The sequence below is a fragment of the Streptomyces sp. NPDC006140 genome, assembly GCF_040628815.1.
In the GTDB taxonomy this organism is placed as follows: Bacteria; Actinomycetota; Actinomycetes; order Streptomycetales; family Streptomycetaceae; genus Streptomyces.
The window spans coordinates 77,334-99,972 of record NZ_JBEXTS010000002.1 but is presented as its reverse complement, the minus strand read 5'-3'; the positions used below and the strand labels follow the sequence as shown (position 1 = coordinate 99,972).

The window sequence follows — 22,639 nt, the reverse complement described above, 5'->3', positions numbered from 1 at the left end:
CTTTCAGTCGGTCGCCGCGGCGTGAGCGCCGGCGAGGCGCGCACGACGGTGGCCGCGGAGACCGGAAGCCAGATGGGAGAGGAAGAACAGGGCCACCGCGAGGGCGGATACCGTCGCGCCGGCCGCGGTGCTCAGATGCCAGGACAGCAGCAGGCCGCAGAAGGTGGCGGTGATGCCGAGCAGCGCCGCGAGGGCCATGACGCCCCGCACACTGCGCGCCCACGGCAGCGCGGCGGCCGGCGGGGCGATGAGCAGGCCCAGGACCAGCAGCGTCCCCACGATGTGGAAGGAGGCGACGATGGCCAGCGCCAGCAGGCCGAGCAGCACCGCGTGGGCCAGGCGGGGGCGCAACCCGAGCGTCCGGGCCTTGCGCGGGTCGAAGGCCAGGGCGAGGAAGGCCCGGTGCCCGAGGACCGACACGGCCAGCGCCAGCAGGAGCGCCACGCCCAGCAGCACCAGGTCCTGTTCACGGACGGCGAGGACGTCTCCGAAGAGGAAGCCGGTCAGGTCGACCGCGAAGGACTGCGAGCGCGACACGATGATCACGCCGAGCGACAGCATCCCGACGAACAGCAGGCCGATACCGGTGTCCTGGGAGAGCCTCGGCGTGCGGCCGAGGGCGGTGACGCCGGCCGTCATCACGGCCGCGCTCAGCAGCGCCCCCACCAGCAGGTTGCCGCCGAACAGCGCGGCGAGCGCCACTCCGGGCAGCAGCCCGTGGGACATGGCGTCACCGAGGAAGGCCATCCCCCTGAGCACCACCCACGTGCCGGCCAGGGCGCAGATCGCCGACACCAACATCCCGCCCCACAGGGCCCTTTGCACAAAGGTCACCTCGAAGGGGCCCGTCAACCAGTCCATGTAAACACACTATAATGAAAATCATGTTCAACCCATCCCCAAGTTCCCCCGCTCCCGCCCGGAACAGAACGCCCCGCATCCGCTTCACCGGACTCTGCGCCGGATATCCGGGCCGCCCCGTCCTGCATCAACTCGACGCCGAGATACCGGCGTTGGCCACCACGGCACTGGTCGGCCCGAACGGCAGCGGGAAGTCCACCCTGCTCGGAGTGCTGGCCGGTGTGATCCACCCCACGTCAGGCGAGCTCCACCACGAGGGCGACCGGCCACCCGCGTTCGTCCCGCAACGCGGCGCCGTCGGAGACGCGCTGCCGTTGACGGTCAGGCAGACGGTGGAGATGGGGCGCTGGGGCGACCGCGGTCCGTGGCGGCGGCTGACCCGACAGGACCGCGTCACCGTCGACACGGCCATGGAGCGACTGGGCATCGCCGGCCTCGCCACCCGTCAGCTCGGCGAGCTGTCCGGCGGACAGCGACAGCGCGCCCTGATCGCCCAAGGGCTCGCCCAGGAATCGGACCTGCTGCTGCTGGACGAGCCGACCACCGGACTCGACCCCGAGGCGCGAGAGCGGATCGCGACCCTCCTGACGGAACTGGTCACCGACGGAGTCACCGTCGTCCAGGCCACCCACGACCTGGAAGCCGCGCGCGCGGCGCACACCTGCCTCCTGCTCCGCGACGGCCGCCTGGCAGGCCGGGGAAGCCCCGAGCAGCTGCTCACCGCCTCGACGCTCACCCAGCTCTGGCAACCGGCGTGAGGCGACCGCCCCTTGACACTCAGGCGTCGCCGTACGCCTCCCCGCCCAGGTCGAAGCGGGCGGTGCCGGCGGTCGCGTCCGCGAGCCAGGCGCGGACGGCGTCCACGTCGGCGTCCGGCAGCGCGATCTCGATCGTGACCGCCTCCCCGTAGCGCACGTCCCGTACCTCGCGTCCGGTGGTGCGCAGATCGTTCTCCAGCTTGCCGGCCCGCTGGTGGTCGACGGTGATCGTGGCGAGGCGGAACCTGCGGCGGGTGCGGGTGCCGAGGGCGTCCAGGGCCTCGCCGACCGAGCCGCCGTACGCCCGGATCAGCCCGCCCGCGCCGAGCTTGACCCCGCCGTAGTAGCGGGTGACGACGGCGACGACGTACCGCATGTCGCGGCGCAGCAGCATCTGGAGCATGGGGACGCCGGCGGTGCCGCCGGGTTCGCCGTCGTCGCTCGCCTTCTGCACGGAGGCGTCGGCGCCGATGACGTAGGCCCAGCAGTTGTGGGTGGCGTCGGCGTGCTCCTTGCGGACCGTGGCGATGAACGCCTGGGCCTCCTGCTCGGTGGCCGCCGGTGCGAGGGCGCACAGGAAGCGGGAGCGGTTGACCTCGGTCTCGTGCACGCCCGCGCGGGCGACCGTGCGGTATTCGTCCTGCATCCGGCCAGCCTATGCGCGGGCCCGGGGCTACTTCTTCGCGCCCCGGGGCACGGTCACGGACGTGAGCAGCGCACTGCCGGGGGCGAGGGCCCGCCAGGTGGTGCCGCGCCAGGACAGGACGGCGATCGCCGAGGTGGGGAACTTGGTGGCGACCCGGTCCAGGGTGTCGTCGAGGCCGTCACCGGCGAGCGCGAGGACCAGTTCCTCCAGGCCGGGGTTGTGCCCGATCAGCAGCAGCGTCTCCACTTCTGCGGGCACCTCGTGCACGACGGCCAGGAGGCCGGGGGCGCCGGCGGCGTACAGGCGCCGGTCGAACCGGACCGGCGGGGGCGTACCCCACTCGGCGGCGGCCAGCTCCCAGGTCCGGCGGGCGCGTACGGCGGTGGAGCACAGGGCGAGGTCCGGCAGGCAGTCGGTCTCGGCCAGGGCCCGGCCCGCGGCGGGGGCGTCCCGGCGGCCGCGCGGGGCGAGCGGGCGTTCGTGGTCGGTGACGTCCACGGGCCAGGCGGACTTGGCGTGCCGCAGCACGACCAGTCGGCGCAGGGGGCCGGCTCCGGCACGCTCGATCATGACGGGTTCCCCAGGTCGCGGGTGAGGTCCAGGCCGAGGAGCCGGTCGGCGTAGGCGTACGTCTCGAAACGGGCGCCGTCCGGCAGGTCCGGGTCGCTCTCGACGTGGCGCAGCACGTCCAGCACCGCGGGCACGTCCAGGTCGTCCTCCCAGGCCGCGCGGAGCCGTCCGCGCACGTCGTCGGGCACCGGTCGCGAGGGCCGCCGCGCCCAGTGGGCGACAGCGCTCCGCCAGCGGGCGAGGGTGGCACCGGCGTCGTCGAGACCGGACGCCTCCAGCCGGACGGGAGCGCTGTGGTGCCGGGCGAGCAGGGCGAGCCGCAGAACGGCCGGGTCGCCGCCCGGTTCCGGCGGGGCCGCCCGCCGCACCGGCGCGACCGCGATCCGCACCCCGTCGGAAGCCGCCCCCGCCTCCCCCGCCACATGGATGACCTGGGCCTCGCCCAGGCCCGCGCCGACGTCGGGGCTGTCCTCGAAGGGTCGGACGCCGAGGACCGCGGCGCCCGCTCTCAGCTCCGCCTGCCGGTGTCCGCCGGTCAGCGTCGCCCACACGGGGGTGCCGCCGAGCTCCAGGGCCCGGACCAGCAGGTCCGCGACGAGCAGCACCCGCAGGTCCGTGGTGTCGGAGCCGGGCGCGTGCACCTCGACACGGGTCAGGCCCCGGCGGGCGGGGGCGGCGTGGACCGGCTCGCCGGTACGGGCGTCGATGATGCGCAGCACGGTGCGAGCGTAGGCGGGTGGGCGGAGACGCGCAGGCGTGCACGGCTTTTTTCGGTCACTGTGGCGGAATCGCCCCACCAATGGCGTGCAGGCCACCGGTGCCGTGGGACGTGCGCCCCGCCTCACCGCAGGGTCCCCAGGAACCGCACATGGGGCCGCCCCTCGCGCCCTTCGCGGCTGACGGCCGCGCGCACCCCGTACACCTCGGCGATGAGCCCCTCCGTGAGGACGTCACCCGGAGTACCGCTCGCCACGACCCGTCCCGCGCTCAGGACGACGACCCGGTCGCAGTACATCGCCGCGAGGTTGAGGTCGTGCAGGGCGACGACAGTGGTGAGGGGCAGGTGCGCGATCAGGGCGAGCAGGTCGAGCTGGTGGTGGATGTCGAGGTGGTTGGTCGGCTCGTCCAGGAGGAGTTCGCGGGGTTCCTGGGCGAGCGCGCGGGCGATCTGCACCCGCTGGCGCTCGCCGCCCGAGAGGGTCTGCCAGGGCTGGCCGGCCCGGTCGGCGAGGCCGGTGCGCTCCAGGGCGGCCCGCACCGCCTTCTCGTCGCCGGCCGAGGCGGGTGTCCAGGCACGGCGGTGCGGCACCCGGCCGAGCCGTACGACGTCCTCGACGCTCAACTCGACCTGCGTGTCCGACTGCTGCTCGACGACCGCGAGGCGGCGGGCGACCGTACGGCGGGGCAGGTCGCCCAGCGGCGTGCCGTCGAGGGTGACGACTCCGGCCGTCGGTGCGATCAGCCCGGCCAGCAGCCGCAGCAGGGTCGACTTGCCGGAGCCGTTGGGTCCGAGGAGGCCGACGGTGGAGCCGGTCTCGGGTGCGAGGACGACTCCGTCGAGGATGAGGCGCCCGTCGGCCCGGCGGCCCACCCGGTCGGCGCGGAGCCCGCTTTCCGCGGGAGCCACTTGGGGCACTTCGCTCATCGCGCCCTCCGCGTCCGGTACAGCACCGCCACGAACGCCGGCACCCCGATCAGCGACGTCACCACTCCCACCGGCACCTCCTGCGGATCGAGGACGGTCCGGGCGAGGGTGTCGACCCACACCAGGAACACCGCGCCGGCCAGGGCCGTGACCGGCAGCAGCCGGACGTGGCCGGGGCCTGCCAGCGCCCGGGCGGCGTGCGGCAGGACCAGCCCGACGAAGCCGATCGCCCCGGCCGAGCTGACCAGCGCGGCCGTGAGCAGGGCCGTGGCGCACAGCAGCACCAGGCGGGTACGGGCCACGGACACCCCGAGCGCGGCCGCCGCGTCCTGCCCGAAGGCGAAGGCGTCGAGCGTACGGGCGTGGGACAGGCACACCACGAGCGCCACGGCGAGGACGGCCAGGCAGAGCCGGACGTCGGTCCAGCCCGCGCCGCCGAGCGAGCCGAGCAGCCAGAACAGCACACCCCGGGTCGTCTCGGCGTCGGCGGCCGTCATCACGACGAAGGAGGTGAGCGCGGAGAAGAGCTGCATGGCCGCGACGCCCGCCAGGACGACCCGGTCGGTGGTGCCGCCGAGGGTGTGGCTGAGCAGCAGCACCAGCGCGAACGACAGCAGGGCGCCGAGGAACGCCCCGGCGGAGACCGATACGGCCCCGCCGCCCACGCCGAGCACGACGACCACGACCGCGCCGGTGGAGGCGCCCGAGGACACCCCGAGCACGAAGGGATCGGCGAGCGGGTTGCGCAGCAGCGACTGCATCACGGCCCCGCACACGGCGAGTCCGGCTCCGCACACGGCCGCGAGGAGGGTGCGCGGCAGCCGCAGCTGCCAGACGATCCCGTCCCGGATCGGCGTCAGGTCGGAGGTGCCGAGCCCCAGGTGGGCCGCGACGACGGACCAGACGTCCGCGACCCGGATGTCGGCCGGACCGACGGTGATCGCCAGGGCCACGGAGACGACCAGCAACAGGGCCCCTCCGGTACCGAGCACCAGGCCGCGCACGGTCACTTCGCGAGCCCGAACTCGCGCAGTCCGGCGGCGACCTGCTCCACGCCCTCGACCGTGCGGATGGTCGGGTTCATGGCCTGCCCGCTGAGCAGTACGTACCGCTTGTGCCGGACCGCGTCCATGTTCTTCGTGGCCGGGTTGGACTCCAGGAAGGCGATCTTCTTCGCGGCCGACTCGGCGGTCTGCGACCTGCGGGTCAGGTCGCCGATGACGAGGACGTCCGGGTCGCGGTCGGCGACCGTCTCCCAGTTGACCTGCGGCCACTCCTCGTGCGTGTCGTCGAAGACGTTCTTCGCGCCGAGGGCCCGGGTGATGATGCCGGGCGCTCCGCAGCAGCCCGCCATGTAGGGGGACTCGGAGTTGGCGAACCAGTACAGGAGGGTGACGTGGGAGGCGTCGATGCCCGAGGTGGCCTCGCGCATGCGCCGCTGGAGCGAGGCGACCAGCTTGTCGCCGCGTTCCGGTACCCCGAAGACGGTGGCGAGGTCCCGTATTTCGCCGTAGACGGTGTCGATGCCGAGCACCTTGTCGCGCGCGCCGTCGCCGTCGCCCGAGTTGTCCTTGCCGGCGCAGTCGGACGGGGAGACGTACGTGGGCACGCCGAGCTTCTCGAACTGCTCGCGGGTGGCGACGCCGCCCTTGCCGAGGGTGGAGACGAAGGACGCGGCGACGAAGTCGGGGTCCGTGTCCAGGACCCGTTCGAAGGAGGGGTTGTCGTCGGCGATGCGCGGCACCCGGGCGTTCGCCTTCTCCAGTCCTTTCATCACGGGGTCGGTCCAGGTGGCCGTGCCCGCGAGGCGGTCGGCGAGGCCGAGGGAGAGCAGGATCTCGGTGGTGCCCTGGTTGAGGGAGACGGCGTGGCGCGGCGGGGCCTCGACGCGTACCTGGCGGCCGCAGTTGTCGAGGGTGACGGCGGCGGCCTTCGCGGGGGCGGGCTTCGCGTCGCCGCAGCCGGTCAGGAGCAGGGAGCCGGCCGCGAGCAGGACGGCGGCACGGGCGGGTCGGGCGAGGGGCACGGGGAACCAGTCCTCAGTCGTCGAGGGCTCGATCGCGGAGCCCGGTCGTACGGTGCTCCCCCGCCGCGAAACGGCCGCGGGGGCCGCCAGCAGGTCTTCGGACTCGGGTTCGTCCGGTGCGGGGCGCCTTCCCGGACGTCACACACGCCGTCCAGTGGCCGAGGCCCCGCCCGTCCCCCTCACCGCTGCGCGTCAGTTCCGGATTCGCACCGGATTCCCTGACCCACGTACATGGGTTCGACTGGCCTCGGCAAGCTATCACGGGGCCCTCGGGGAATCACCGCGCACCCTGCGTCGTTGTGCGGGCAGCAGCTCTTCCGCGACTCCCGAGGAGGCCGCCGGTGTACGGCGACGAGGCAACGGTCCGCAGGATCCTCACCGAGCTCGGCGACACCTGGGCCGTGGTGGGCCTGTCGTCGAACCGGCAGCGCGCGGCGTACGGCGTCGCCGAAGTGCTCCAGCGCTTCGGCAAGCGCGTCGTGCCCGTGCACCCGAAGGCCGAGTCGGTGCACGGGGAGCAGGGGTACGCGAGCCTGGCGGACATCCCCTTCGACGTGGACGTCGTGGACGTCTTCGTGAACAGCGACCTCGCCGGGGCCGTCGCGGACGAGGCGGTCGCGAAGGGCGCGCAGGCGGTGTGGTTCCAGCTCGGCGTCATCGACGAGGCGGCGTACGACCGGACCCGCGCGGCGGGTCTGGAGATGGTGATGGACCGCTGCCCGGCCATCGAGATCCCCCGACTGGGCTGAGACTTTAACGGCTCCCTGATTTCCCCGTACAGATTTCCTGAAGCTTTCTCCAGGAAATCCCCGTGCGCGGTCAAATGCACGGCAACAGTCTTCTGCCGGTCGGCAATTGATTCCTAGCCTGACGGCCTCTTGCACGCTGAACGCTCTGTTCATTTCATGAGAGGCCCCTAAGAATATGGTAAGCGTCGACCATGCGGTACCGGGGGTGAAGGGGAGTCCGGGCGGACTGCGCCGGGACGTCGGGCTCATCGGGCTGATGTGGGCCTCCGTCGGTTCCATCATCGGCTCCGGCTGGCTCTACGGCGCCAAGAACGCCGTCATGATGGCCGGTCCGGCCGCGATCATCTCGTGGGTGATCGGCGCCGTCGCCATCGTCCTCCTCGCGCTGGTGCACGCCGAGCTCGGCGGTATGTTCCCGGTGGCGGGCGGCACGGCCCGTTATCCGCACTACGCGTTCGGCGGCCTGGCCGGCATGTCGTTCGGCTGGTTCGCCTGGCTGCAGGCGGCGACCGTGGCCCCGATCGAGGTCGAGGCCATGATCGGCTACGCCGGCCACTGGGACTTCGCGAAGGGCTTCCTGCACCAGAAGGACAGCACCCTGACGACCAGCGGTCTCATCGTCGCTGTCTTCCTGATGGCCGTTTTCGTCGCGGTCAACTTCCTCGGCGTGAAGGTGTTGGCGCACACCAACAGCGCGGCCACCTGGTGGAAGATCGCCGTCCCGCTGGCCGCGATCTTCGTGGTCGCGGTGGGCAACTTCCACCCGGGCAACTTCACCTCGGAGGGCTTCGCCCCGCTCGGCGCCAAGGGTGTGCTGAGCGCCATCAGCACCAGCGGCATCATCTTCGCCCTGCTGGGCTTCGAGCAGGCGATCCAGCTCGCGGGGGAAAGCCGCAACCCCAAGCGCGACCTGCCGCGCGCGACCCTCGGCTCGGTCGCGATCGGTGCGATCATCTACGTCCTGCTCCAGGTCGTGTTCATCGCCGCGCTGCCCCACAGCACGTTCGCGCACGGCTGGGCCGACCTCAAGTTCCCGGGCATCGACGGCCCCTGGGCGGGCCTGGCGACCCTGGTGGGCCTGGGCTGGCTGAGCGTCGTGCTGTACCTCGACGCCGTGGTCTCCCCCGGCGGCACCGGCCTGATCTACACCACCGCCACCTCCCGCGTCTCCTTCGGCCTCTCCAAGAACGGCTACGCGCCGAAGCTGTTCGAGAAGGTCGACGCACGCGGCGTGCCGTGGTTCGGCCTGATCCTCTCCTTCGTGACGGGTGTTCTCTGCTTCCTCCCCTTCCCGAGCTGGCAGAAGCTGGTCGGCTTCATCACCTCGGCCAGCGTTCTGATGTACGCGGGCGCCCCCCTGGCGTACGGCGTCTTCACCGACAGGCTGCCGAACCACGAACGCCCCTACCGCCTCCCCGGCGGCAAGCTGATCGCCCCGCTGTCCTTCGTGGTGGCCAACCTCGTCATCTACTGGGCCACTTGGGACGTCCTCTGGCGGCTCGGCGTGGCGATCGTCCTCGGCTACGTGCTGCTCGGCGGTTATGCCTTCTACGCCAAGAGCAAGGACCTGCCCGACGCACCCCGGATGGACTTCAGGGCCGCCCAGTGGCTTCCGGTCTACCTGCTCGGCATGGGCGTGATCTCATGGCAGGGCGGTTTCGGCGGGCGGGGCAACATCCCGCTGTGGTGGGACATCCTGGTCATCACCGTCTTCTCCCTGGTCATCTACCACTGGGCCCGCGCCGTCGCCTCGCGCCCCGAGGAGATCCAGCGCAGCATCGACGAGGTGGTGGTCGTGGACGTACCAACGCACTGAGCCTCAAGGTCACCAAATGAACTGACCAAGTGTCGGAAAGCGCTGAGCCGATTCCTCCGTGAACGGCATAGCGTGATCGTCAAGAAACGCCTGAACGTCAGGCGGAACAACTCAAAACCGGGGAGAAGCAACCCACATGAAGACCAGGGGTTTGCGGGCGACCGTGCTCGCGCTGCTGATACCGCTGACGTCCACGGTATTCGTGGCCACCGGCGCCGGCACCGCGTTCGCATCGGCCCAGGAGTGCGCGACTCATCAGGTGACGACCGAGGAGTCGAACATGGTGTGCCTCAACGTGCAGGGCACCGGTCTGAAGGTCAAATCGATCTACGGACGTTTTCTCGGCATCTCGGGCCACCCGAAGCTGACGTTGTACATCAACGGCAAGCTGGCCTCCAGCAGGAAATCATCGAAGACGGAGGACGACTACGGCGTCTACTTCCCCTCGACGCTCGACAAGAAGTACGCCAACGGGACCACCATGCGGGTGTGCTTGAGCGAGGTCGTCGGCGACGTAGCCGCCAAGAGCCTGTGCACGACCCCCATCAAGATCCATTCCTGACCCGACTCGGACCTCCGCGCCCCGCGGCGGAATTCTGCTCAGGTGAACCGACCGCCGTTCCCCGGCGGTCGGTTCACCGCTGCCCTGGCACCACCATAATGTGGAGGGTGACCTCCACCTCGCCCCGTCTCGACTCCGCGTCCGCGCAACGCTTTCCGGTCGTCATCGTCGGCGCGGGCCCTGCCGGCCTCACCCTCGGCAACATCCTGCGGGGCGCCTCCGTCGACTGCCTGGTCCTGGAGACCGAGACCAGGGAGTTCATCGAGCAGCGCCCGAGGGCCGGCGTCATCGAGGAATGGGCCGTGCGGGGCCTGGAGAAACGGGGCCTGGCCCGGAACCTGCTGGACCGCGCGGAGCTGCACACCGCGTGCGAGTTCCGCTTCGACGGGGAGCGGTACCGGTTCCCCTACGGCGAGCTGACGGGCAGTCATCACTTCGTCTACCCGCAGCCGCTGCTGGTGACGGACCTGGTGCGCGAGTACGCCGACGTGCGCGGCGGCCGGATCCGCTTCGGCGTCCGGGACGTACGGCTCCACGACCTCGGCACGGACCGGCCCTCGGTGTCGTACCTCTGCCCGGACACGGGCGAACGGCAGGTCGTGCCCTGCGACTTCGTCGCCGGCTGCGACGGGGCGCGCGGCGTGAGCAGGGCCGCGCTGCCGCCGGAGCGCGTCCGGATCGCGCGGCACGACTACGGCATCGGCTGGCTCGCGCTGCTCGCCGAGGCGCCGCCGTCCGCGGACTGCGTGCTGTTCGGCTGCCACGCGCGCGGGTTCGCCGGCCAGATGCCCCGCAGCCCGGAGGTGACCCGCTACTACCTCCAGTGCCCGCCGGGCGACGACCCGGGGAACTGGCCGCACGAGCGCGTCTGGGCGGAGCTCCAGGAGCGCCTCGGGGCATCCGGTGTGCCGCCGCTGACGGAGGGGCGGCTGATCGAGAAGCGCGTGCTGGACATGCACGACTACGTCGTCGAGCCCATGGTGTCCGGCCGGCTCTTCCTCGCGGGCGACGCCGCCCATCTGGTCGCGCCCATCGCCGCCAAGGGCATGAACCTCGCCCTGCACGACGCCTTCCTGCTCGGCGACGCCCTGGTGGCCCACCTGACCACGGGCGACGACAGCGGCCTGGCCGGCTATGCGGAGGCGTGTCTGCGGCGCGTGTGGGACTACCAGGAGTTCTCGCAGTGGCTGTCCGAGGTGTACCACGGCACGGCGGCGGGCGATCCGTTCCGCGCGGGCACCACGCTGGCCCGGCTGCGCCGGCTGTTCACCTCGCGCGCCGCGGCGGCCGCCTTCGCCGAGCAGTACCTCGGGACGGCCGCGCGCTACTGACTCAGTCGTGCGGCGGGCGGTCGCTCAGCCGGTGGTCGGCCACGTTCAGCGCCTCGTCGACGAGCCGGCGCAGATGGCCGTCGCGCAGTGCGTAGATCACCCGGCGGCCCTCCTTGCGCGTGTTCACCAGGCCCGCGAGGCGCAGCCGCGCCAGGTGCTGGCTGACGGCGGGCCGGGCCGCGCCGCAGGCCTGGGTGAGGGTGGTGACATCGGCCTCTCCCCCGGTCAGGGCGTGCAGCAGGGCGAGCCGGGTGCGGTCGCCGAGCAGGGCGAGGAGTTCGGCGGCGAGCGCGAACTGCTCCTCGCCGGGGTTGCGCGGATGCGCATCGTGCGCAGGTGACAGGTGCATGCGTGCGCTCATACGCACATAATGGCGCCGTGGGCGTGCGCACGTCCACTCCGCACACCGGAAGGGGATCCACGTGAGCGACCACCGGCACGAGCACTCCCATGAGCATCGGCACGAGCACGCCGACGGCCACCGGCACGAGCACTCCGGCGGCCACGGGCACGAGCACTCCCATGGACATCGGCACGAGGACTCCCACGGCCATCGGCACGAGCACTCCCCCGGCCGTCGGCACGGCCCGCGCCATCGACTGGGCCATCTCCTCACCCCGCACTCGCACGAGACGGCCGACAAGGTGGACTCCGCTCTGGAGTCCTCGGCCCGCGGGATGCGGGCGCTCTGGGTCTCGCTCGCCGTGCTCGGTGTGACGGCGCTGGCGCAGGCGGTGGTGGTGGCGGTCTCGGGTTCCGTGGCACTGCTCGGGGACACGGTGCACAACGCGGCGGACGCGCTGACCGCCGTACCGCTCGGGATCGCCTTCGTGCTGGGCCGGCGCGCGGCCACCCGCCGCTTCACCTACGGCTACGGGCGGGCCGAGGATCTCGCGGGCCTGGTGATCGTGCTGACCATCGCCGCGTCGGCGGCCTTCGCGGGGTGGGCGGCGATCGACCGCCTCCTCGACCCGCGGCCGGTCGCGCACGTCTCGGCGGTCGCCGTGGCCGCCCTCGTCGGTTTCGCGGGCAACGAGTGGGTGGCCCGCTACCGCATCCGCGTCGGCCGCTCCATCGGCTCGGCGGCACTGGTCGCCGACGGGCTGCACGCCCGCACCGACGGTTTCACCTCACTGGCCGTGCTGCTGGGCGCCGGCGGGTCCGCCCTGGGCTGGCAACTGGCGGACCCCATCGTGGGGCTGGCCATCACGGCGGCGATCGCGCTGGTGCTGCGGGACGCGGCACGGGAGGTGTTCCGGCGGGTGCTGGACGCGGTCGACCCGGCCCTGGTGGACCGGGCCGAGCGGACCCTGACCGAGGTGCCGGGGGTGCGCGGGGTGGGTGAGCTGCGGCTGCGCTGGATCGGGCACCGGCTGCGCGCCGAGGTGGCCGTCGTGGTGGACGGCGAGGCGACGGTGCGCGAGGCCCACCGCATCGCCGTCGACGCCGAGCACGCGCTGCTGCACGCCGTGCCGCGCCTGACCGCGGCCCTGGTCCACGCCGACCCGGAACCGCATCCCGGCGAGGCCGACCCGCATCTGCCCCTGGCCCACCACGCGGCGGCGTAGGTCAGGCGATCCCCAGCCCCTCCAGCACCACCGCGCCCGGCAGTTCCGCGAAGGCCTTGCCCGGGACCAGGAGCTTGCCGCGTCGCCGGCCGCTGCCGACGAGGACGTACGGCAGGTCGGTGACGGCCGCGTCCACCAGCACGGGCCAGTCGCCGGGCAGTCCGAGCGGGGTGATCCCGCCGTACTCCATGCCCGTCTCGCCGGTCGCCGTGTCCATCGGGGCGAACGAGGCCTTGCGGACGCCGAGGTGGCGGCGGACGACGCCGTTGACGTCGACCCGGGTGGCGGACAGTACGACGCACGCGGCGAGCGTGGTCTCGCCGCCGCGCCTGCCCGCGACCACCACGCAGTTCGCGGACTGCTCCAGCAGCTCCGGGCCGTAGTGCTCCACGAAGGTCGAGGTGTCGGCCCACTCCGGGTCGGTGTCGACGTAGACGATCTGGTCGGCGGGGACGCTGCCCGCCCAGTCGCGCACGGCGGCGGCGACCGGGCCGGTGAGTTCGCCGAGGCAGTCGGGGGCGGGACGGGCGTTGTCGAAGTGTCCGAGGGGTGCACGCATGGCCGCACGCTAACAACTCGGGACCGCCCCCGGGCCGGGCGTCTCAGGGCACGGGCGGCACCGAGACGGCCATGACCATCTCCATCGGCACCTCGCCGGTGTTGCCGTACGTGTGCGGGACGTTGGCCTCGAAGTGGACGCTCGCGCCCGCCGGGACGCGGTGCTCCACCCCGTCGACGGTGAGGGTCAGTTCCCCCGCCGTGACGTGGAGCAGCTCGATCGTGCCGGCCGGGTGCGGGTCGGACGGGCTGCTCTCGCCGGGCATCAGCCGCCAGTCCCACATCTCCAGCGGGCCGGGCGCCTCGGTGCCCGCGAGGAGCCGGTTGTAGCTGCCGGCGTCGGTGTGCCACAGCCGTACGGCCTGGTCGGCGGGGATGACGCGGACGTTCGGGCCCTGTTCGTAGTCGAGCAGGGTGGTGATGCTGATGCCGAGGGCGTCGCCGATCTTGACGACGGTGCCGAGGCTGGGGTTGGTGCGGGCCTGCTCGATCTGGATGAGCATGCCGCGGCTGACGCCCGCCCGGGCGGCGAGCACGTCCAGGGTGAAGCCGCGCACCGCGCGCCAGTGCTTGACGCTGCGCGCCAGGGACTGGGTCAGCAGGTCGAGGTCCGACACATTCCGTCCAAGATCTCCGAGTCCAATATTCTGTACGTGCAGTACATCAGGGTGCACTATGGTGGGGTTGACCTGATCGTTCACTGCACTGTACTGCGAGGCCTCCTGCCCATGACACCGCTCTTCGCCCTGGCCACCAGCCTGCTGTGGGGCCTCGCCGACTTCGGCGGCGGACTGCTCACCCGGCGCACGCCCGCGCTGACGGTGGTCGTGGTCTCGCAGTCGATCGCGGTGGTCGTGCTCGGCGCGGTCGTGGTGGCGACCGGCGGCTGGAGCGAGGCGGGACCGCAGCTGTGGTTCGCCGTGGCCGCCGGCCTCGTCGGGCCCGTGGCGATGCTGGCGTTCTACAAGGCACTCGCGCTGGGGCCGATGGGCGTGGTCTCGCCCCTCGGCTCGATCGGCGTGGCGGTGCCCGTCGGGGTGGGTCTGGTGCTGGGCGAGCGCCCCGGCCTGCTGCAGTTCGTCGGCATCCTGGTCGCCGTCGCCGGTGTCTGCCTCGCGGGCGGCCCGCAGTTCCGCGGCGCGCCCGTCCAGCGCCAGGCCGTCGTCCTGACGCTCCTCGCGGCGTTCGGCTTCGGTGCGGTGATGGCCCTGATCGCCGAGGCGTCGACGACGCTGACGGGGCTGTTCCTCGCGCTGTTCGTGCAGCGGGTGACGAACGTGGCGGCCGGCGGACTGGCGCTGTACGTGTCGGCGCGGCGCGGGGCTCCCGCCCTCCCCGCTGACGGCTTCCCCTGGCGCTCCCTGCCGGCGCTCGCCTTCGTCGGCCTGGCGGACGTCGCCGCGAACGGCACGTACTCCATCGCCGCGCAGCACGGCCCGGTCACCGTCGCCGCCGTGCTCGCCTCGCTCTACCCGGTGGTGACGGCCGTGGCCGCGCGCGGTGTCCTCCGCGAACGGCTGCGGGCGGTGCAGGCGGCGGGCGCGGGACTGGCCTTGGTCGGGACGGTCCTGCTGGCGTCGGGGTGAACGCGGGGGTTCAGGACCCCGGTTCGAGGTCGGCGAGCCGGGCCGCCGCCTCCCCGTCCAGCTCGGCGAGGCGCGCCGCCGTCTCCTCGTCGAGTTCGGACAGCGCGCGCAACTGCTCGGGGGTGACGCCCTCCGGGATCGGGACCGGCGGCGGGGTGCGCAGCGGCGGCTGCCAGCCGTCGGCTGGGGTCCAGCGGCGGACGACGCGCGCCGGCGCGCCCGCCACCACGGCGTGGTCCGGGACCGCGCCCCGGACGACCGCGCCCGCGGCCACCACCACGTTCCGCCCGATGCGGGCACCCGGCAGGATCACCGCGCCGGTGCCGACCCAGCAGCCCGGCCCGATCTCCACCGGCTCCATCCGCGGCCACTGCTTGCCGATCGGCTCGTGGGGATCGTCGTAGGAGTGGTTCGTGGACGTGACGTAGACGTACGGGCCGAAGTAGCAGTCGCTGCCGATGGTGACCGTGGTGTCGGCGATGACGTGGCTGCCGCGGCCGAGGACGACGCCGTCACCGAGGCGCAGGATCGGGTCCGGGCCGAGGTCGAGGTCGGGCATCAGGCCCGCGGTGAGCGTGACCTGCTCGCCGATGATGCAGTGGGAGCCGAGGTGGATCCAGGGTTCACCGAAGACCGTGCCGAGCGGGAAGGCGAGTCTGGTACCTGTTCCCATCGCGCCGAACCGGTAGCGCCCGGGGTGCTCGGCCGTGACGGACCCCGTCCGTTGCAGCCAGGCCCAGCCGGCGTGGACGGCGCGCTGCGCGAGGCCCCGTCGCCAGGATGAGAACGTGTTCTTGCGCTTCGGCACCCGCTCACCGTACTCAGCGGTAGCTCACCCCGTGGCGTCGGAGGCCTGTGATCTTCGCCCCATCGAGTGGCGTACGGTTTGCGCGTTGTCGACGACGTTTCTGGAGGCGGGCATGGGTCAGCGGGCGATGATCACGGGGATCGGCGGCCGTGAGCCGGAGATCGACGAGACGGCGTTCGTGGCGCCCACGGCGTCGGTGATCGGGGGCGTGACGCTGCGGGCCGGCGCGAGTGTCTGGTACGGCGCGGTGCTGCGCGGTGACGTCGAGTCGATCACGGTCGGGGCCAGCAGCAACGTGCAGGACAACTGCACCCTCCATGCCGATCCGGGTTTCCCGGTGACGGTGGGTGAGCGGGTGTCCATCGGCCACAACGCGGTGGTGCACGGGGCGACGGTCGAGGACGACTGCCTGATCGGCATGGGGGCGACCGTGCTGAACGGCGCCGTGATCGGGGCCGGGTCGCTGGTCGCCGCGCAGGCGTTGGTGCCGCAGGGGATGGTCGTGCCGCCCGGGTCGCTGGTGGCGGGGGTGCCCGCGAAGGTCCGGCGGGAGCTGTCGGAGGAGGAGCGGCAGGGGGTCACCCTCAACGGCACGATGTACGCCGAGTTGGCGAAGGCGCATCGGGAGGTGCATGCCTGAGGGCTGTCCCGTGACTGCCCTACCGGCCTGGCGGCGTGCATGGGTGGAGCCCCCTGTCCCTGTCGGATGCGCGCATGCACGGATGATGGGTTCATGGATCCAGTGCTGCACCGACTACCGGCCGCTTTCTGGACGGTTCCGTACGTGGGCTCCCGGTTTCCGGGGTCGTCGGAGGTGACCGACCGTCCCGGCCTGGCGGAGGGTGCGAACTGCCAGCTGTTCGCCTACGAGGTGCTTCGGCACTTCGGCCTGGCTCCGCCTGCTCTGCGTTCGAGTGAGCTGTGGGCCGATACGCAGGCCACAGCGCATGTATCGGCAGCACAGCCGCTCGACCTGCTGTTGTTCAACGCCACGGACGATGCTTACGGCGCCCACGTCGGAGTCTGGGTGAACGAGGGACGAGTGCTGCATCTGTGTGCGGAGGTAGGACGACCGGCGGTCTGGGAGATGACGGAGTTCGCAACACGGCAGCGCTACCGGGTCTTGATCGGCATCAAGCGTGTGGTCGACACGAAAAGCGGGACACCGTCGGCTGAACCCGACAGGTTCCGGGGTGGATCTGCCGACGGGCCTGGGTTGAGATGATCTGGCCGGCGCGCACGCGGACGGGACGCTGCGCGTCCGGGCCACCGGCCGGAGCGACTGCGTGACAGCCCTACGGGTGGACGGCTTCCACGTTCTGGTTCGCCTTCTTCGCCTTGCGCTTGAGCACCAGCATGGACGTCAGGCCGATGAGGACCGCCGCCACCAGGCCCAGCCACGAGAAGCGCTTCAGCCAGGACTCGGCGACGATGCCGACGTAGTAGATGACCGCTGTCGTGCCGCCGGCCCAGAGGATGCCGCCGAGGACGTTGGCGATGAGGAACTTCCAGTACGGCATGCGGAGCACACCGGCGAGGGGGCCCGCGAAGATGCGGAGCAGGGCGACGAAGCGGCCGAAGAAGACCGCCCACATGCCCCACTTCTCGAAGGAGCGCTCGGCGGTGGCGATGTGGCCCTCGCTGAAGTGCTTGGGGAACTTCTGGCCCAGCCAGGCCAGCAGGGGCCGCCCGCCCTTGCGGCCGATGGCGTAGCCGATGGAGTCGCCGATGATCGCGCCGGCCGTGGCGCTGGCGCCGAGGACGACGGGGTCGATGTCGCCGTGCTGGGAGGCGAGCAGCGCGGAGGAGACGAGGATGATCTCGCCCGGCAGCGGGATGCCCAGGCTCTCCAGGCCGATGACCACTCCCACCAGTGCGTAGACGGCGACCGCGGGTACGGTTTCGAGCCATTCCTGGACGTGCAACGCCGGATCCTTTCCCTGTGCTTCCCTGCGTGCCCCGGGAAGCCTACCGGCTCATAGGACGTCCCTCGCGGCTCAGGCGTTCCAGCTCCATTCGGCGACCTCGGGCAGATCGGTGCCGTGCTCGCGGATCCAGGCGTGGTGGCGGGTGCGGGCGTCGGCCATCCGCTGGCGTACGGCCGTGGCGCGCACCGCCAGGCCGGGGACGCGATCGATGACGTCCATGACCAGGCGGTAGCGGTCCAGGTCGTTGCGGACGACCATGTCGAACGGCGTGGTGGTGGTGCCGGCCTCCTTGTAGCCGCGTACGTGCAGGTGCTGGTGGCCGGTGCGGCGGTAGGCGAGGCGGTGGATCAGCCACGGGTAGCCGTGGTAGGCGAAGATCACCGGCTTGTCGGCGGTGAAGAGGCCGTCGTACTCGAAGTCGTTCATGCCGTGCGGGTGCTCCTCGCGGGGCAGCAGCCGGGCCAGGTCGACGACGTTCACCACGCGGACCGACAGGTCGGGCAGGTGCCGGCGCAGCAGGTGCGCGGCGGCCAGGGTCTCCTGGGTGGGCACGTCACCGGCACAGGCCAGCACCACGTCGGGTTCGCGGGAGCCGTCCTCGGTGCCGGCCCACTCCCAGATGCCGGCGCCGCGGGCGCAGTGCACCCGGGCCTCGTCGATGGACAGCCAGTCGAAGCAGGGCTGCTTGCCGGCCACGATCACGTTGACGTAGTCGCGGCTGCGCAGGGCGTGGTCGGCGACGGACAGCAGGGTGTTGGCGTCCGGCGGCAGGTAGACCCGTACGACCTCGGGGCTCTTGTTGAGGACGTGGTCGACGAAGCCGGGGTCCTGGTGGGAGAAGCCGTTGTGGTCCTGCCGCCACACATGGGAGGTCAGCAGGTAGTTGAGGGAGGCGATGGGGGCGCGCCAGGGCAGCCTGCGGGAGGTGCGCAGCCACTTGATGTGCTGGTTGACCATGGAGTCGACGATGTGCACGAACGCCTCGTAGCAGGAGAACAGCCCGTGCCGGCCGGTCAGGAGGTAGCCCTCCAGCCAGCCTTGGCAGAGGTGCTCGGACAGCACCTCCATCACGCGGCCGTGCCGGTCCAGGTGCTCGTCCACCGGCAGGGTCTCGGCCTGCCAGGTCTTGCCGCTGGCGTCGAAGACGGCCTGGAGCCGGTTGGAGGCGGTCTCGTCGGGTCCGACCAGGCGGAAGTCGCGGCGGCCGGCGGTGTCCCGCATGACCCGGGCCAGCAGGTCGCCCAGGACGCGGGTGGGTTCGTGCAGGGTGGTGCCGGGCTTGTCGACGGGCACGGCGAAGTCGTCCAGGGACGGGACCGGCAGGTCGCGCACGAGCAGTCCGCCGTTGGCGTGCGGGGTGGCGCCCAGCCTGCGCGTGCCCTCGGGGATCGGCTCGAGCACGTCGGCGACCGGGCGGCCGTCGGCGTCGAAGAGTTCCTCGGGCCGGTAGGAGCGCAGCCATGCCTCCAGCTGCCGCAGGTGGTCCGGGTTGTCGTGCACTCCGGCGAGCGGCACCTGGTGGGAGCGCCAGGTGTTCTCCACCGGCTGCCCGTCCACCTCGGCGGGGCCGGTCCAGCCCTTCGGGGTGCGCAGCACGATCACCGGCCAGCGCGGGCGTTCGGTCACGCCCTGCTCGCGGGCGGCGCGCTGGGCCTCGGCGATGCGGTCGAGGGCGGTGTCCATCGCCTCGGCCATGGCGCGGTGGACGGCGGCCGGGTCGTCGCCGGAGACGTGGACCGGCTCGTGGCCGTAGCCGCGCAGCAGCGCGTCGAGTTCCTCCTCGGGCAGGCGGGACAGCACGGTCGGGTTGGCGATCTTGTAGCCGTTCAGGTGCAGGATCGGCAGGACGGCGCCGTCGTGGACGGGGTCGAGGAACTTGTTGGCGTGCCAGGACCCGGCGAGCGGGCCGGTCTCCGCCTCGCCGTCCCCGATCACGCAGGCCACCAGCAGGCCGGGGTTGTCCAGGGCCGCTCCGTAGGCGTGGGCGAGGGAGTAGCCGAGTTCGCCGCCCTCGTGGGTCGAGCCCGGGACCTCCGGGGCGACATGGCTCGGCACCCCGCCGGGGAACGAGAACTGGCGGAACAGCAGTTCCATGCCCTGCGCGTCCCGCGACACGTCGGGGTACTTCTCGCTGTAGCTGCCCTCCAGCCAGGAGTTGGCGAGCACCGACGGCCCGCCGTGGCCCGGGCCCCAGATGCACAGGGCGTCCAGTCCCCGGTTCCCGATCAGCCGGTTGAGGTGCGTGTACACGAGGTTCAGGCCGGGCGAGGTGCCCCAGTGCCCCAGCAGCCGCGGTTTGATGTGCTCGGGCCGCAGCGGCTCGGTCAGCAGCGGGTTCGCCAGCAGGTAGATCTGACCGGCCGCCAGGAAGTTGGCGGCCCGCCAGTGCGCGTCCAGCGTGCGCAGTTCCTCGTCGGTCGGTGCGGTCGGGCTGTGCTGGCGCGGGGCCTCGGGCATGGCTGACTCCCTGGGTTCTGCGACGGCCTCAGGAGGAGTACCAGTCTGTTCCGGTTCGATGCCCGGCGCCTCCCGGCCGTGCGCCGCGCCGCTGTTCGGCGGTCGCGCGGGTCAGCCGCCCACCCGTACGCTCGTCCGCAGCCGCAGGTCCCGTGAGGACGCCCCGATCCACAGGGCGCGCACTCCGGTGCCGAGCACCCAGTCGTGGGCCTCCGCGTCCCAGGAGGACAGCGCGCGCGGCTCGACGTGCACGGTGACGCGCCGCTCCTCCCCCGCCCGCAGCGCGAGCCGCCGGTACCCGGCCAGCACGCGTACGGGCTGGTCGAGCGGGAGGTCCGGGGAGGGCCCCGCGTACACCTGCGGCACGTCCACGCCGTCGCGCCGCCCGGTGTTGCGGACCGTGAAGGCGACGTCGAGGCCGTCGGCCCTCCAGCGCGCGTCCGGGTCCGCGTAGGCGAAGGACGTGTAGGACAGTCCGTGGCCGAAGGGGAACAGCGGCCGCACGTCCTCGGCGTCGTACCAGCGGTGGCCGACGTGGATGCCCTCCGCGTAGGCCTCGGTGCCGTCGACGCCCGGGTAGCGGCGCGGGTCGCCGGCCACCGGGTGGTGGTCGTCGTCGGCCGGGAAGCTCTGGGTGAGGCGGCCGCCGGGGTCGCGGTCGCCGTACAGGAGGGCGGCGGTGGCGGCGGCGCCCTCCTGGCCCGGGTAGTACATCTGGAGCACGGCCCCGGTGCGCTCCAGCCACGGCATCGAGGTGGCGGACGAGGTGTTGAGGACGACGGTGGTGCGCGGGTTGGCCGCCGTCACGGCCTCGATCAGCCGCTCCTGGTTGCCGGGCAGGGCGATGGTGGTGCGGTCCTGGCCCTCGATGGCGTCCTCGTAGGCGAAGAGGACGACGTCCCGGGCGGCTCGGGCGGCCCGTACGGCCTCGGCGACGTCGTCGGCCCGGGTCGCGGCGGTGATGCGGCGCAGCCGGAACAGCTGGCCGGTGTCCCCGCCCGGGGCGGTGATCGTCAGCCGGTGCGCGCCCCTGGCGAGCTTCAGGGCCTTGCGGCGCACGGACAGGCCGTCGTCGGCGTGGGTGAGCAGGCCGCCGGTGAAGTACTCGTTCCAGCCGGGCGTCAGAGGGAACAGTTCCTCGCCGTCGAGCCGGACCTTCGGGCGGAGCGGGGGCGTGCCGGAGTAGTGCAGGACGAAGGTCCACTCCTCGGGGTCCGTGACGGTGAGGGTGCCGTCGTACGTCCAGGTCCGGCCGGCCTCGACATGCTGTGCCTCGGTGTCGAAGCCGGGGTCGAGCGCGCTCGCGGGGACCGGTCGGCCGAAGACGTCCTCGCCGAGCGCGTACGTCACCCGTGCGGCGCGCGGCCGCAGGGCGTCCAGGGGGCTGTCGGCGTGTTCGGGCACGACGTGGGCGCTGCCTCCGCCGCTGACCAGGGGCCGGGCACCGGTCGGCCCGATCACCGCCACGCTCGTGCCGCCGGCCAGGGGCAGCGTCCCGTGCTCGTTGCGCAGGAGGACGGCACCGGCCTCGGCGACCTCGCGTGCGACGGCCGCGCCCGCCCGCGCGTCGGGGTCCGGGCGGGACGGGGTGGTGCCGTCGAGCAGCCCGAAGCGGTCCATGACGCCCAGGACGCGGCGGACGGCCCGGTCGACGTACGACGCGGGCACGCCGCCGTCGCGCACGGCCGAGGCGAGTGGCGTGCCGAAGTGGGTGCCGTCGGGCATCTCCATGTCGAGGCCCGCCAGGAGGGCCTCGCGCGTGCTGTGGACGGCGGACCAGTCGCTCATGACCCAGCCGGTGAAGCCCCACCGTTCGCGCAGGACGCCGGTGAGCAGGGCCGTGTTCTCGCAGGCGAAGGTGCCGTTGACCTTGTTGTACGCGCCCATCACCGCGCCGGCGCCGGCCGCGACGGCCGCCTCGAAGCCGCGCAGCTCCGTCTCGTGCAGGGTCCGCTCGTCGACGCGTACGTCGACCGACATGCGGTCGTGCTCCTGGTTGTTCAGCGCGAAGTGCTTGACGGTCGCGATGAGTCCCTCGCCCTGGATGCCCTCGATCTCGGCGGCGACCAGATGGGCCGAGAGCAGCGGATCCTCGCTGAAGGTCTCGAAGTTGCGGCCGGCGTACGGGGTGCGGATGAGGTTGACCATCGGGGACAGCAGCACGTCCTGGCCGAGGGCGCGGCCCTCCCGTCCGATGACCTGGCCGTAGCGCCGGGCCAGTGCGGGGTCGAAGGCGGAGGCCAGCATCACGGGGGCGGGCAGGGCCGTGGCGTGCCGGGTGACACGGACACCGGCCGGACCGTCGGCGAGGCGCAGCGGCGGGATGCCGAGGCGCTCCACTCCGGGCAGGTAGCCGGCCTGGCCGAGCGGGCGCGGGTCGGTGGCGCCGTGCAGCAGGGAGATCTTCTCGTCGAGGGTGAGCCGGGCGAGCAGCGCGTCGACGCGGGCGCCCGCGGCCGGGGCGTCGCCGTCCCGCGCGTGGGCACGGGGCGGCGCGGTGGGGCCACCGGTGGCCGCCGCGGCGACGGCGATCGCACCACCGAGCAGGCGCAGGGCGGAGCGCCGGGGGAAGCGGGGGACGGTGTCGGTCATGGCACGCACTATGGGCCAGGCCGACGCGGCACCCCGCCGGACACCACCGGCGGGGCGGGTGAACCTCGCCCCGGGAAGAGGCGGCGCCTCACCCGGACGGGTGAGGCGAAGGCCCGGCGCGCGCCGCTCCCGCCCTGCGGCCCGAAGAGGTCGCGCGGGCGGCCGACGGTGGGCGGGC

Annotated in this window: 23 protein-coding genes and 1 riboswitch; of the genes, 9 read left to right on the top strand and 14 right to left on the bottom strand. The window is 72.6% G+C overall.

Annotated features, from left to right (window positions below):
- Window positions 1-3: 3 nt before the first annotated feature.
- Window positions 4-861, bottom strand: coding sequence for a zinc ABC transporter permease AztB (aztB, locus tag ABZ386_RS05665; RefSeq protein WP_351344822.1), 858 nt, complete (start codon window positions 859-861; stop codon window positions 4-6).
- 14 nt (window positions 862-875) lie between these two features.
- Between aztB and aztA the strand changes: the two genes are divergently transcribed.
- Window positions 876-1,619 (top strand): zinc ABC transporter ATP-binding protein AztA, encoded by a 744-nt coding sequence (gene aztA / locus ABZ386_RS05660; RefSeq protein WP_351344825.1) that lies wholly within the window; start codon window positions 876-878, stop codon window positions 1,617-1,619.
- 19 nt (window positions 1,620-1,638) lie between these two features.
- On the opposite strand, the gene ABZ386_RS05655 is transcribed toward aztA, so the two are convergent.
- The 6 genes from ABZ386_RS05655 to ABZ386_RS05630 all read right to left on the bottom strand — a co-directional run bounded on the left by ABZ386_RS05655 (window position 1,639) and on the right by ABZ386_RS05630 (window position 6,506).
- On the bottom strand, window positions 1,639-2,265 hold the full coding sequence (locus ABZ386_RS05655) for a YigZ family protein (protein ID WP_351344828.1): 627 nt from the start codon (window positions 2,263-2,265) through the stop codon (window positions 1,639-1,641).
- A gap of 27 nt (window positions 2,266-2,292) precedes the next feature.
- Window positions 2,293-2,835 (bottom strand): histidine phosphatase family protein, encoded by a 543-nt coding sequence (locus ABZ386_RS05650; protein ID WP_355721730.1) that lies wholly within the window; start codon window positions 2,833-2,835, stop codon window positions 2,293-2,295.
- Entirely contained in the window at window positions 2,832-3,554 is a 723-nt protein-coding gene (locus ABZ386_RS05645; protein ID WP_356500577.1) for a hypothetical protein, read from the bottom strand. The genes ABZ386_RS05650 and ABZ386_RS05645 overlap by 4 nt, the downstream gene beginning before the upstream one ends.
- 122 nt (window positions 3,555-3,676) lie before the next feature.
- Window positions 3,677-4,480, bottom strand: a complete 804-nt coding sequence (locus ABZ386_RS05640) for an ABC transporter ATP-binding protein (protein ID WP_358963763.1) — start codon at window positions 4,478-4,480, stop codon at window positions 3,677-3,679.
- A complete protein-coding gene (locus ABZ386_RS05635; RefSeq protein ID WP_351344840.1) occupies window positions 4,477-5,490 on the bottom strand; it encodes an iron chelate uptake ABC transporter family permease subunit in 1,014 nt (337 codons plus the stop codon). The genes ABZ386_RS05640 and ABZ386_RS05635 overlap by 4 nt, the downstream gene beginning before the upstream one ends.
- Window positions 5,487-6,506, bottom strand: a complete 1,020-nt coding sequence (locus ABZ386_RS05630; RefSeq protein WP_358963761.1) for an ABC transporter substrate-binding protein — start codon at window positions 6,504-6,506, stop codon at window positions 5,487-5,489. Before ABZ386_RS05630 ends, ABZ386_RS05635 begins: the two co-directional genes overlap by 4 nt.
- Before the next feature lie 70 nt (window positions 6,507-6,576).
- Window positions 6,577-6,767, bottom strand: a riboswitch (cobalamin riboswitch).
- A gap of 80 nt (window positions 6,768-6,847) precedes the next feature.
- On the opposite strand from ABZ386_RS05630, the gene ABZ386_RS05625 reads away from it, so the two are divergent.
- From ABZ386_RS05625 to ABZ386_RS05610, 4 genes are all read left to right on the top strand, one after another.
- Entirely contained in the window at window positions 6,848-7,255 is a 408-nt protein-coding gene (locus ABZ386_RS05625) for a CoA-binding protein (RefSeq protein WP_355721743.1), read from the top strand.
- Window positions 7,256-7,430: 175 nt separating this feature from the next.
- Window positions 7,431-9,071, top strand: coding sequence for an APC family permease (locus ABZ386_RS05620; protein WP_351344849.1), 1,641 nt, complete (start codon window positions 7,431-7,433; stop codon window positions 9,069-9,071).
- 136 nt (window positions 9,072-9,207) lie between these two features.
- A complete protein-coding gene (locus ABZ386_RS05615; RefSeq protein WP_351344852.1) occupies window positions 9,208-9,633 on the top strand; it encodes a hypothetical protein in 426 nt (141 codons plus the stop codon).
- A gap of 107 nt (window positions 9,634-9,740) precedes the next feature.
- The gene (locus ABZ386_RS05610; protein ID WP_351344855.1) at window positions 9,741-10,964 is read left to right on the top strand and encodes a 4-hydroxybenzoate 3-monooxygenase; all 1,224 of its coding nucleotides are present in this window, start codon (window positions 9,741-9,743) and stop codon (window positions 10,962-10,964) included.
- Window position 10,965: 1 nt separating this feature from the next.
- Here the strand turns inward: ABZ386_RS05610 and ABZ386_RS05605 are convergent, their stop codons facing one another.
- Entirely contained in the window at window positions 10,966-11,325 is a 360-nt protein-coding gene (locus tag ABZ386_RS05605) for a metalloregulator ArsR/SmtB family transcription factor (protein WP_356669081.1), read from the bottom strand.
- A 61-nt stretch (window positions 11,326-11,386) separates the two neighbouring features.
- Between ABZ386_RS05605 and ABZ386_RS05600 the strand changes: the two genes are divergently transcribed.
- Window positions 11,387-12,532 (top strand): cation diffusion facilitator family transporter, encoded by a 1,146-nt coding sequence (locus tag ABZ386_RS05600; protein WP_356669083.1) that lies wholly within the window; start codon window positions 11,387-11,389, stop codon window positions 12,530-12,532.
- 1 nt (window position 12,533) lies between these two features.
- Here ABZ386_RS05600 and ABZ386_RS05595 read toward each other — a convergent pair whose 3' ends face one another.
- Both ABZ386_RS05595 and ABZ386_RS05590 read right to left on the bottom strand, forming a co-directional pair.
- The gene (locus ABZ386_RS05595) at window positions 12,534-13,091 is read right to left on the bottom strand and encodes a YbaK/EbsC family protein (protein ID WP_351344864.1); all 558 of its coding nucleotides are present in this window, start codon (window positions 13,089-13,091) and stop codon (window positions 12,534-12,536) included.
- A 43-nt stretch (window positions 13,092-13,134) separates the two neighbouring features.
- The gene (locus ABZ386_RS05590) at window positions 13,135-13,707 is read right to left on the bottom strand and encodes an XRE family transcriptional regulator (protein ID WP_351344867.1); all 573 of its coding nucleotides are present in this window, start codon (window positions 13,705-13,707) and stop codon (window positions 13,135-13,137) included.
- A 111-nt stretch (window positions 13,708-13,818) separates the two neighbouring features.
- Between ABZ386_RS05590 and ABZ386_RS05585 the strand changes: the two genes are divergently transcribed.
- Window positions 13,819-14,676, top strand: a complete 858-nt coding sequence (locus ABZ386_RS05585) for a DMT family transporter (protein WP_355728055.1) — start codon at window positions 13,819-13,821, stop codon at window positions 14,674-14,676.
- Window positions 14,677-14,686: 10 nt separating this feature from the next.
- Here ABZ386_RS05585 and ABZ386_RS05580 read toward each other — a convergent pair whose 3' ends face one another.
- Entirely contained in the window at window positions 14,687-15,484 is a 798-nt protein-coding gene (locus ABZ386_RS05580; protein ID WP_351344873.1) for an acyltransferase, read from the bottom strand.
- A 112-nt stretch (window positions 15,485-15,596) separates the two neighbouring features.
- Here ABZ386_RS05580 and ABZ386_RS05575 point away from each other — a divergent pair, with 112 nt between their 5' ends.
- Complete coding sequence (locus tag ABZ386_RS05575; protein WP_351345091.1) at window positions 15,597-16,124, top strand: gamma carbonic anhydrase family protein; 528 nt, start codon at window positions 15,597-15,599, stop codon at window positions 16,122-16,124.
- A gap of 93 nt (window positions 16,125-16,217) precedes the next feature.
- A complete protein-coding gene (locus ABZ386_RS05570) occupies window positions 16,218-16,709 on the top strand; it encodes a hydrolase (RefSeq protein WP_351344876.1) in 492 nt (163 codons plus the stop codon).
- Between the two features lie 70 nt (window positions 16,710-16,779).
- Here ABZ386_RS05570 and ABZ386_RS05565 read toward each other — a convergent pair whose 3' ends face one another.
- From ABZ386_RS05565 to ABZ386_RS05555, 3 genes are all read right to left on the bottom strand, one after another.
- Window positions 16,780-17,409 (bottom strand): DedA family protein, encoded by a 630-nt coding sequence (locus ABZ386_RS05565; RefSeq protein ID WP_355725576.1) that lies wholly within the window; start codon window positions 17,407-17,409, stop codon window positions 16,780-16,782.
- Window positions 17,410-17,481: 72 nt separating this feature from the next.
- A complete protein-coding gene (locus tag ABZ386_RS05560; RefSeq protein ID WP_358963757.1) occupies window positions 17,482-19,869 on the bottom strand; it encodes a phosphoketolase family protein in 2,388 nt (795 codons plus the stop codon).
- Between the two features lie 111 nt (window positions 19,870-19,980).
- Window positions 19,981-22,461 carry a glycoside hydrolase family 3 C-terminal domain-containing protein gene (locus ABZ386_RS05555; RefSeq protein WP_358963754.1) on the bottom strand — a complete coding sequence of 827 codons (2,481 nt, stop codon included), beginning with the start codon at window positions 22,459-22,461 and terminating at the stop codon, window positions 19,981-19,983.
- Between the last annotated feature and the right edge of the window lie 178 nt (window positions 22,462-22,639).

What these genes read in the sequence shown, in the direction of transcription:
- aztB (WP_351344822.1), bottom strand. Translation starts at nt 861, where the DNA reads ATGGACTGGTTGACGGGCCCCTTCGAGGTGACCTTTGTGCAAAGGGCC.
- aztA (WP_351344825.1), top strand. Translation starts at nt 876, where the DNA reads ATGAAAATCATGTTCAACCCATCCCCAAGTTCCCCCGCTCCCGCCCGG.
- ABZ386_RS05655 (WP_351344828.1), bottom strand. Translation starts at nt 2,265, where the DNA reads ATGCAGGACGAATACCGCACGGTCGCCCGCGCGGGCGTGCACGAGACC.
- ABZ386_RS05650 (WP_355721730.1), bottom strand. Translation starts at nt 2,835, where the DNA reads ATGATCGAGCGTGCCGGAGCCGGCCCCCTGCGCCGACTGGTCGTGCTG.
- ABZ386_RS05640 (WP_358963763.1), bottom strand. Translation starts at nt 4,480, where the DNA reads ATGAGCGAAGTGCCCCAAGTGGCTCCCGCGGAAAGCGGGCTCCGCGCC.
- ABZ386_RS05620 (WP_351344849.1), top strand. Translation starts at nt 7,431, where the DNA reads ATGGTAAGCGTCGACCATGCGGTACCGGGGGTGAAGGGGAGTCCGGGC.
- ABZ386_RS05615 (WP_351344852.1), top strand. Translation starts at nt 9,208, where the DNA reads ATGAAGACCAGGGGTTTGCGGGCGACCGTGCTCGCGCTGCTGATACCG.
- ABZ386_RS05605 (WP_356669081.1), bottom strand. Translation starts at nt 11,325, where the DNA reads ATGAGCGCACGCATGCACCTGTCACCTGCGCACGATGCGCATCCGCGC.
- ABZ386_RS05595 (WP_351344864.1), bottom strand. Translation starts at nt 13,091, where the DNA reads ATGCGTGCACCCCTCGGACACTTCGACAACGCCCGTCCCGCCCCCGAC.
- ABZ386_RS05585 (WP_355728055.1), top strand. Translation starts at nt 13,819, where the DNA reads ATGACACCGCTCTTCGCCCTGGCCACCAGCCTGCTGTGGGGCCTCGCC.
- ABZ386_RS05575 (WP_351345091.1), top strand. Translation starts at nt 15,597, where the DNA reads ATGGGTCAGCGGGCGATGATCACGGGGATCGGCGGCCGTGAGCCGGAG.
- ABZ386_RS05570 (WP_351344876.1), top strand. Translation starts at nt 16,218, where the DNA reads ATGGATCCAGTGCTGCACCGACTACCGGCCGCTTTCTGGACGGTTCCG.
- ABZ386_RS05560 (WP_358963757.1), bottom strand. Translation starts at nt 19,869, where the DNA reads ATGCCCGAGGCCCCGCGCCAGCACAGCCCGACCGCACCGACCGACGAG.
- ABZ386_RS05555 (WP_358963754.1), bottom strand. Translation starts at nt 22,461, where the DNA reads ATGACCGACACCGTCCCCCGCTTCCCCCGGCGCTCCGCCCTGCGCCTG.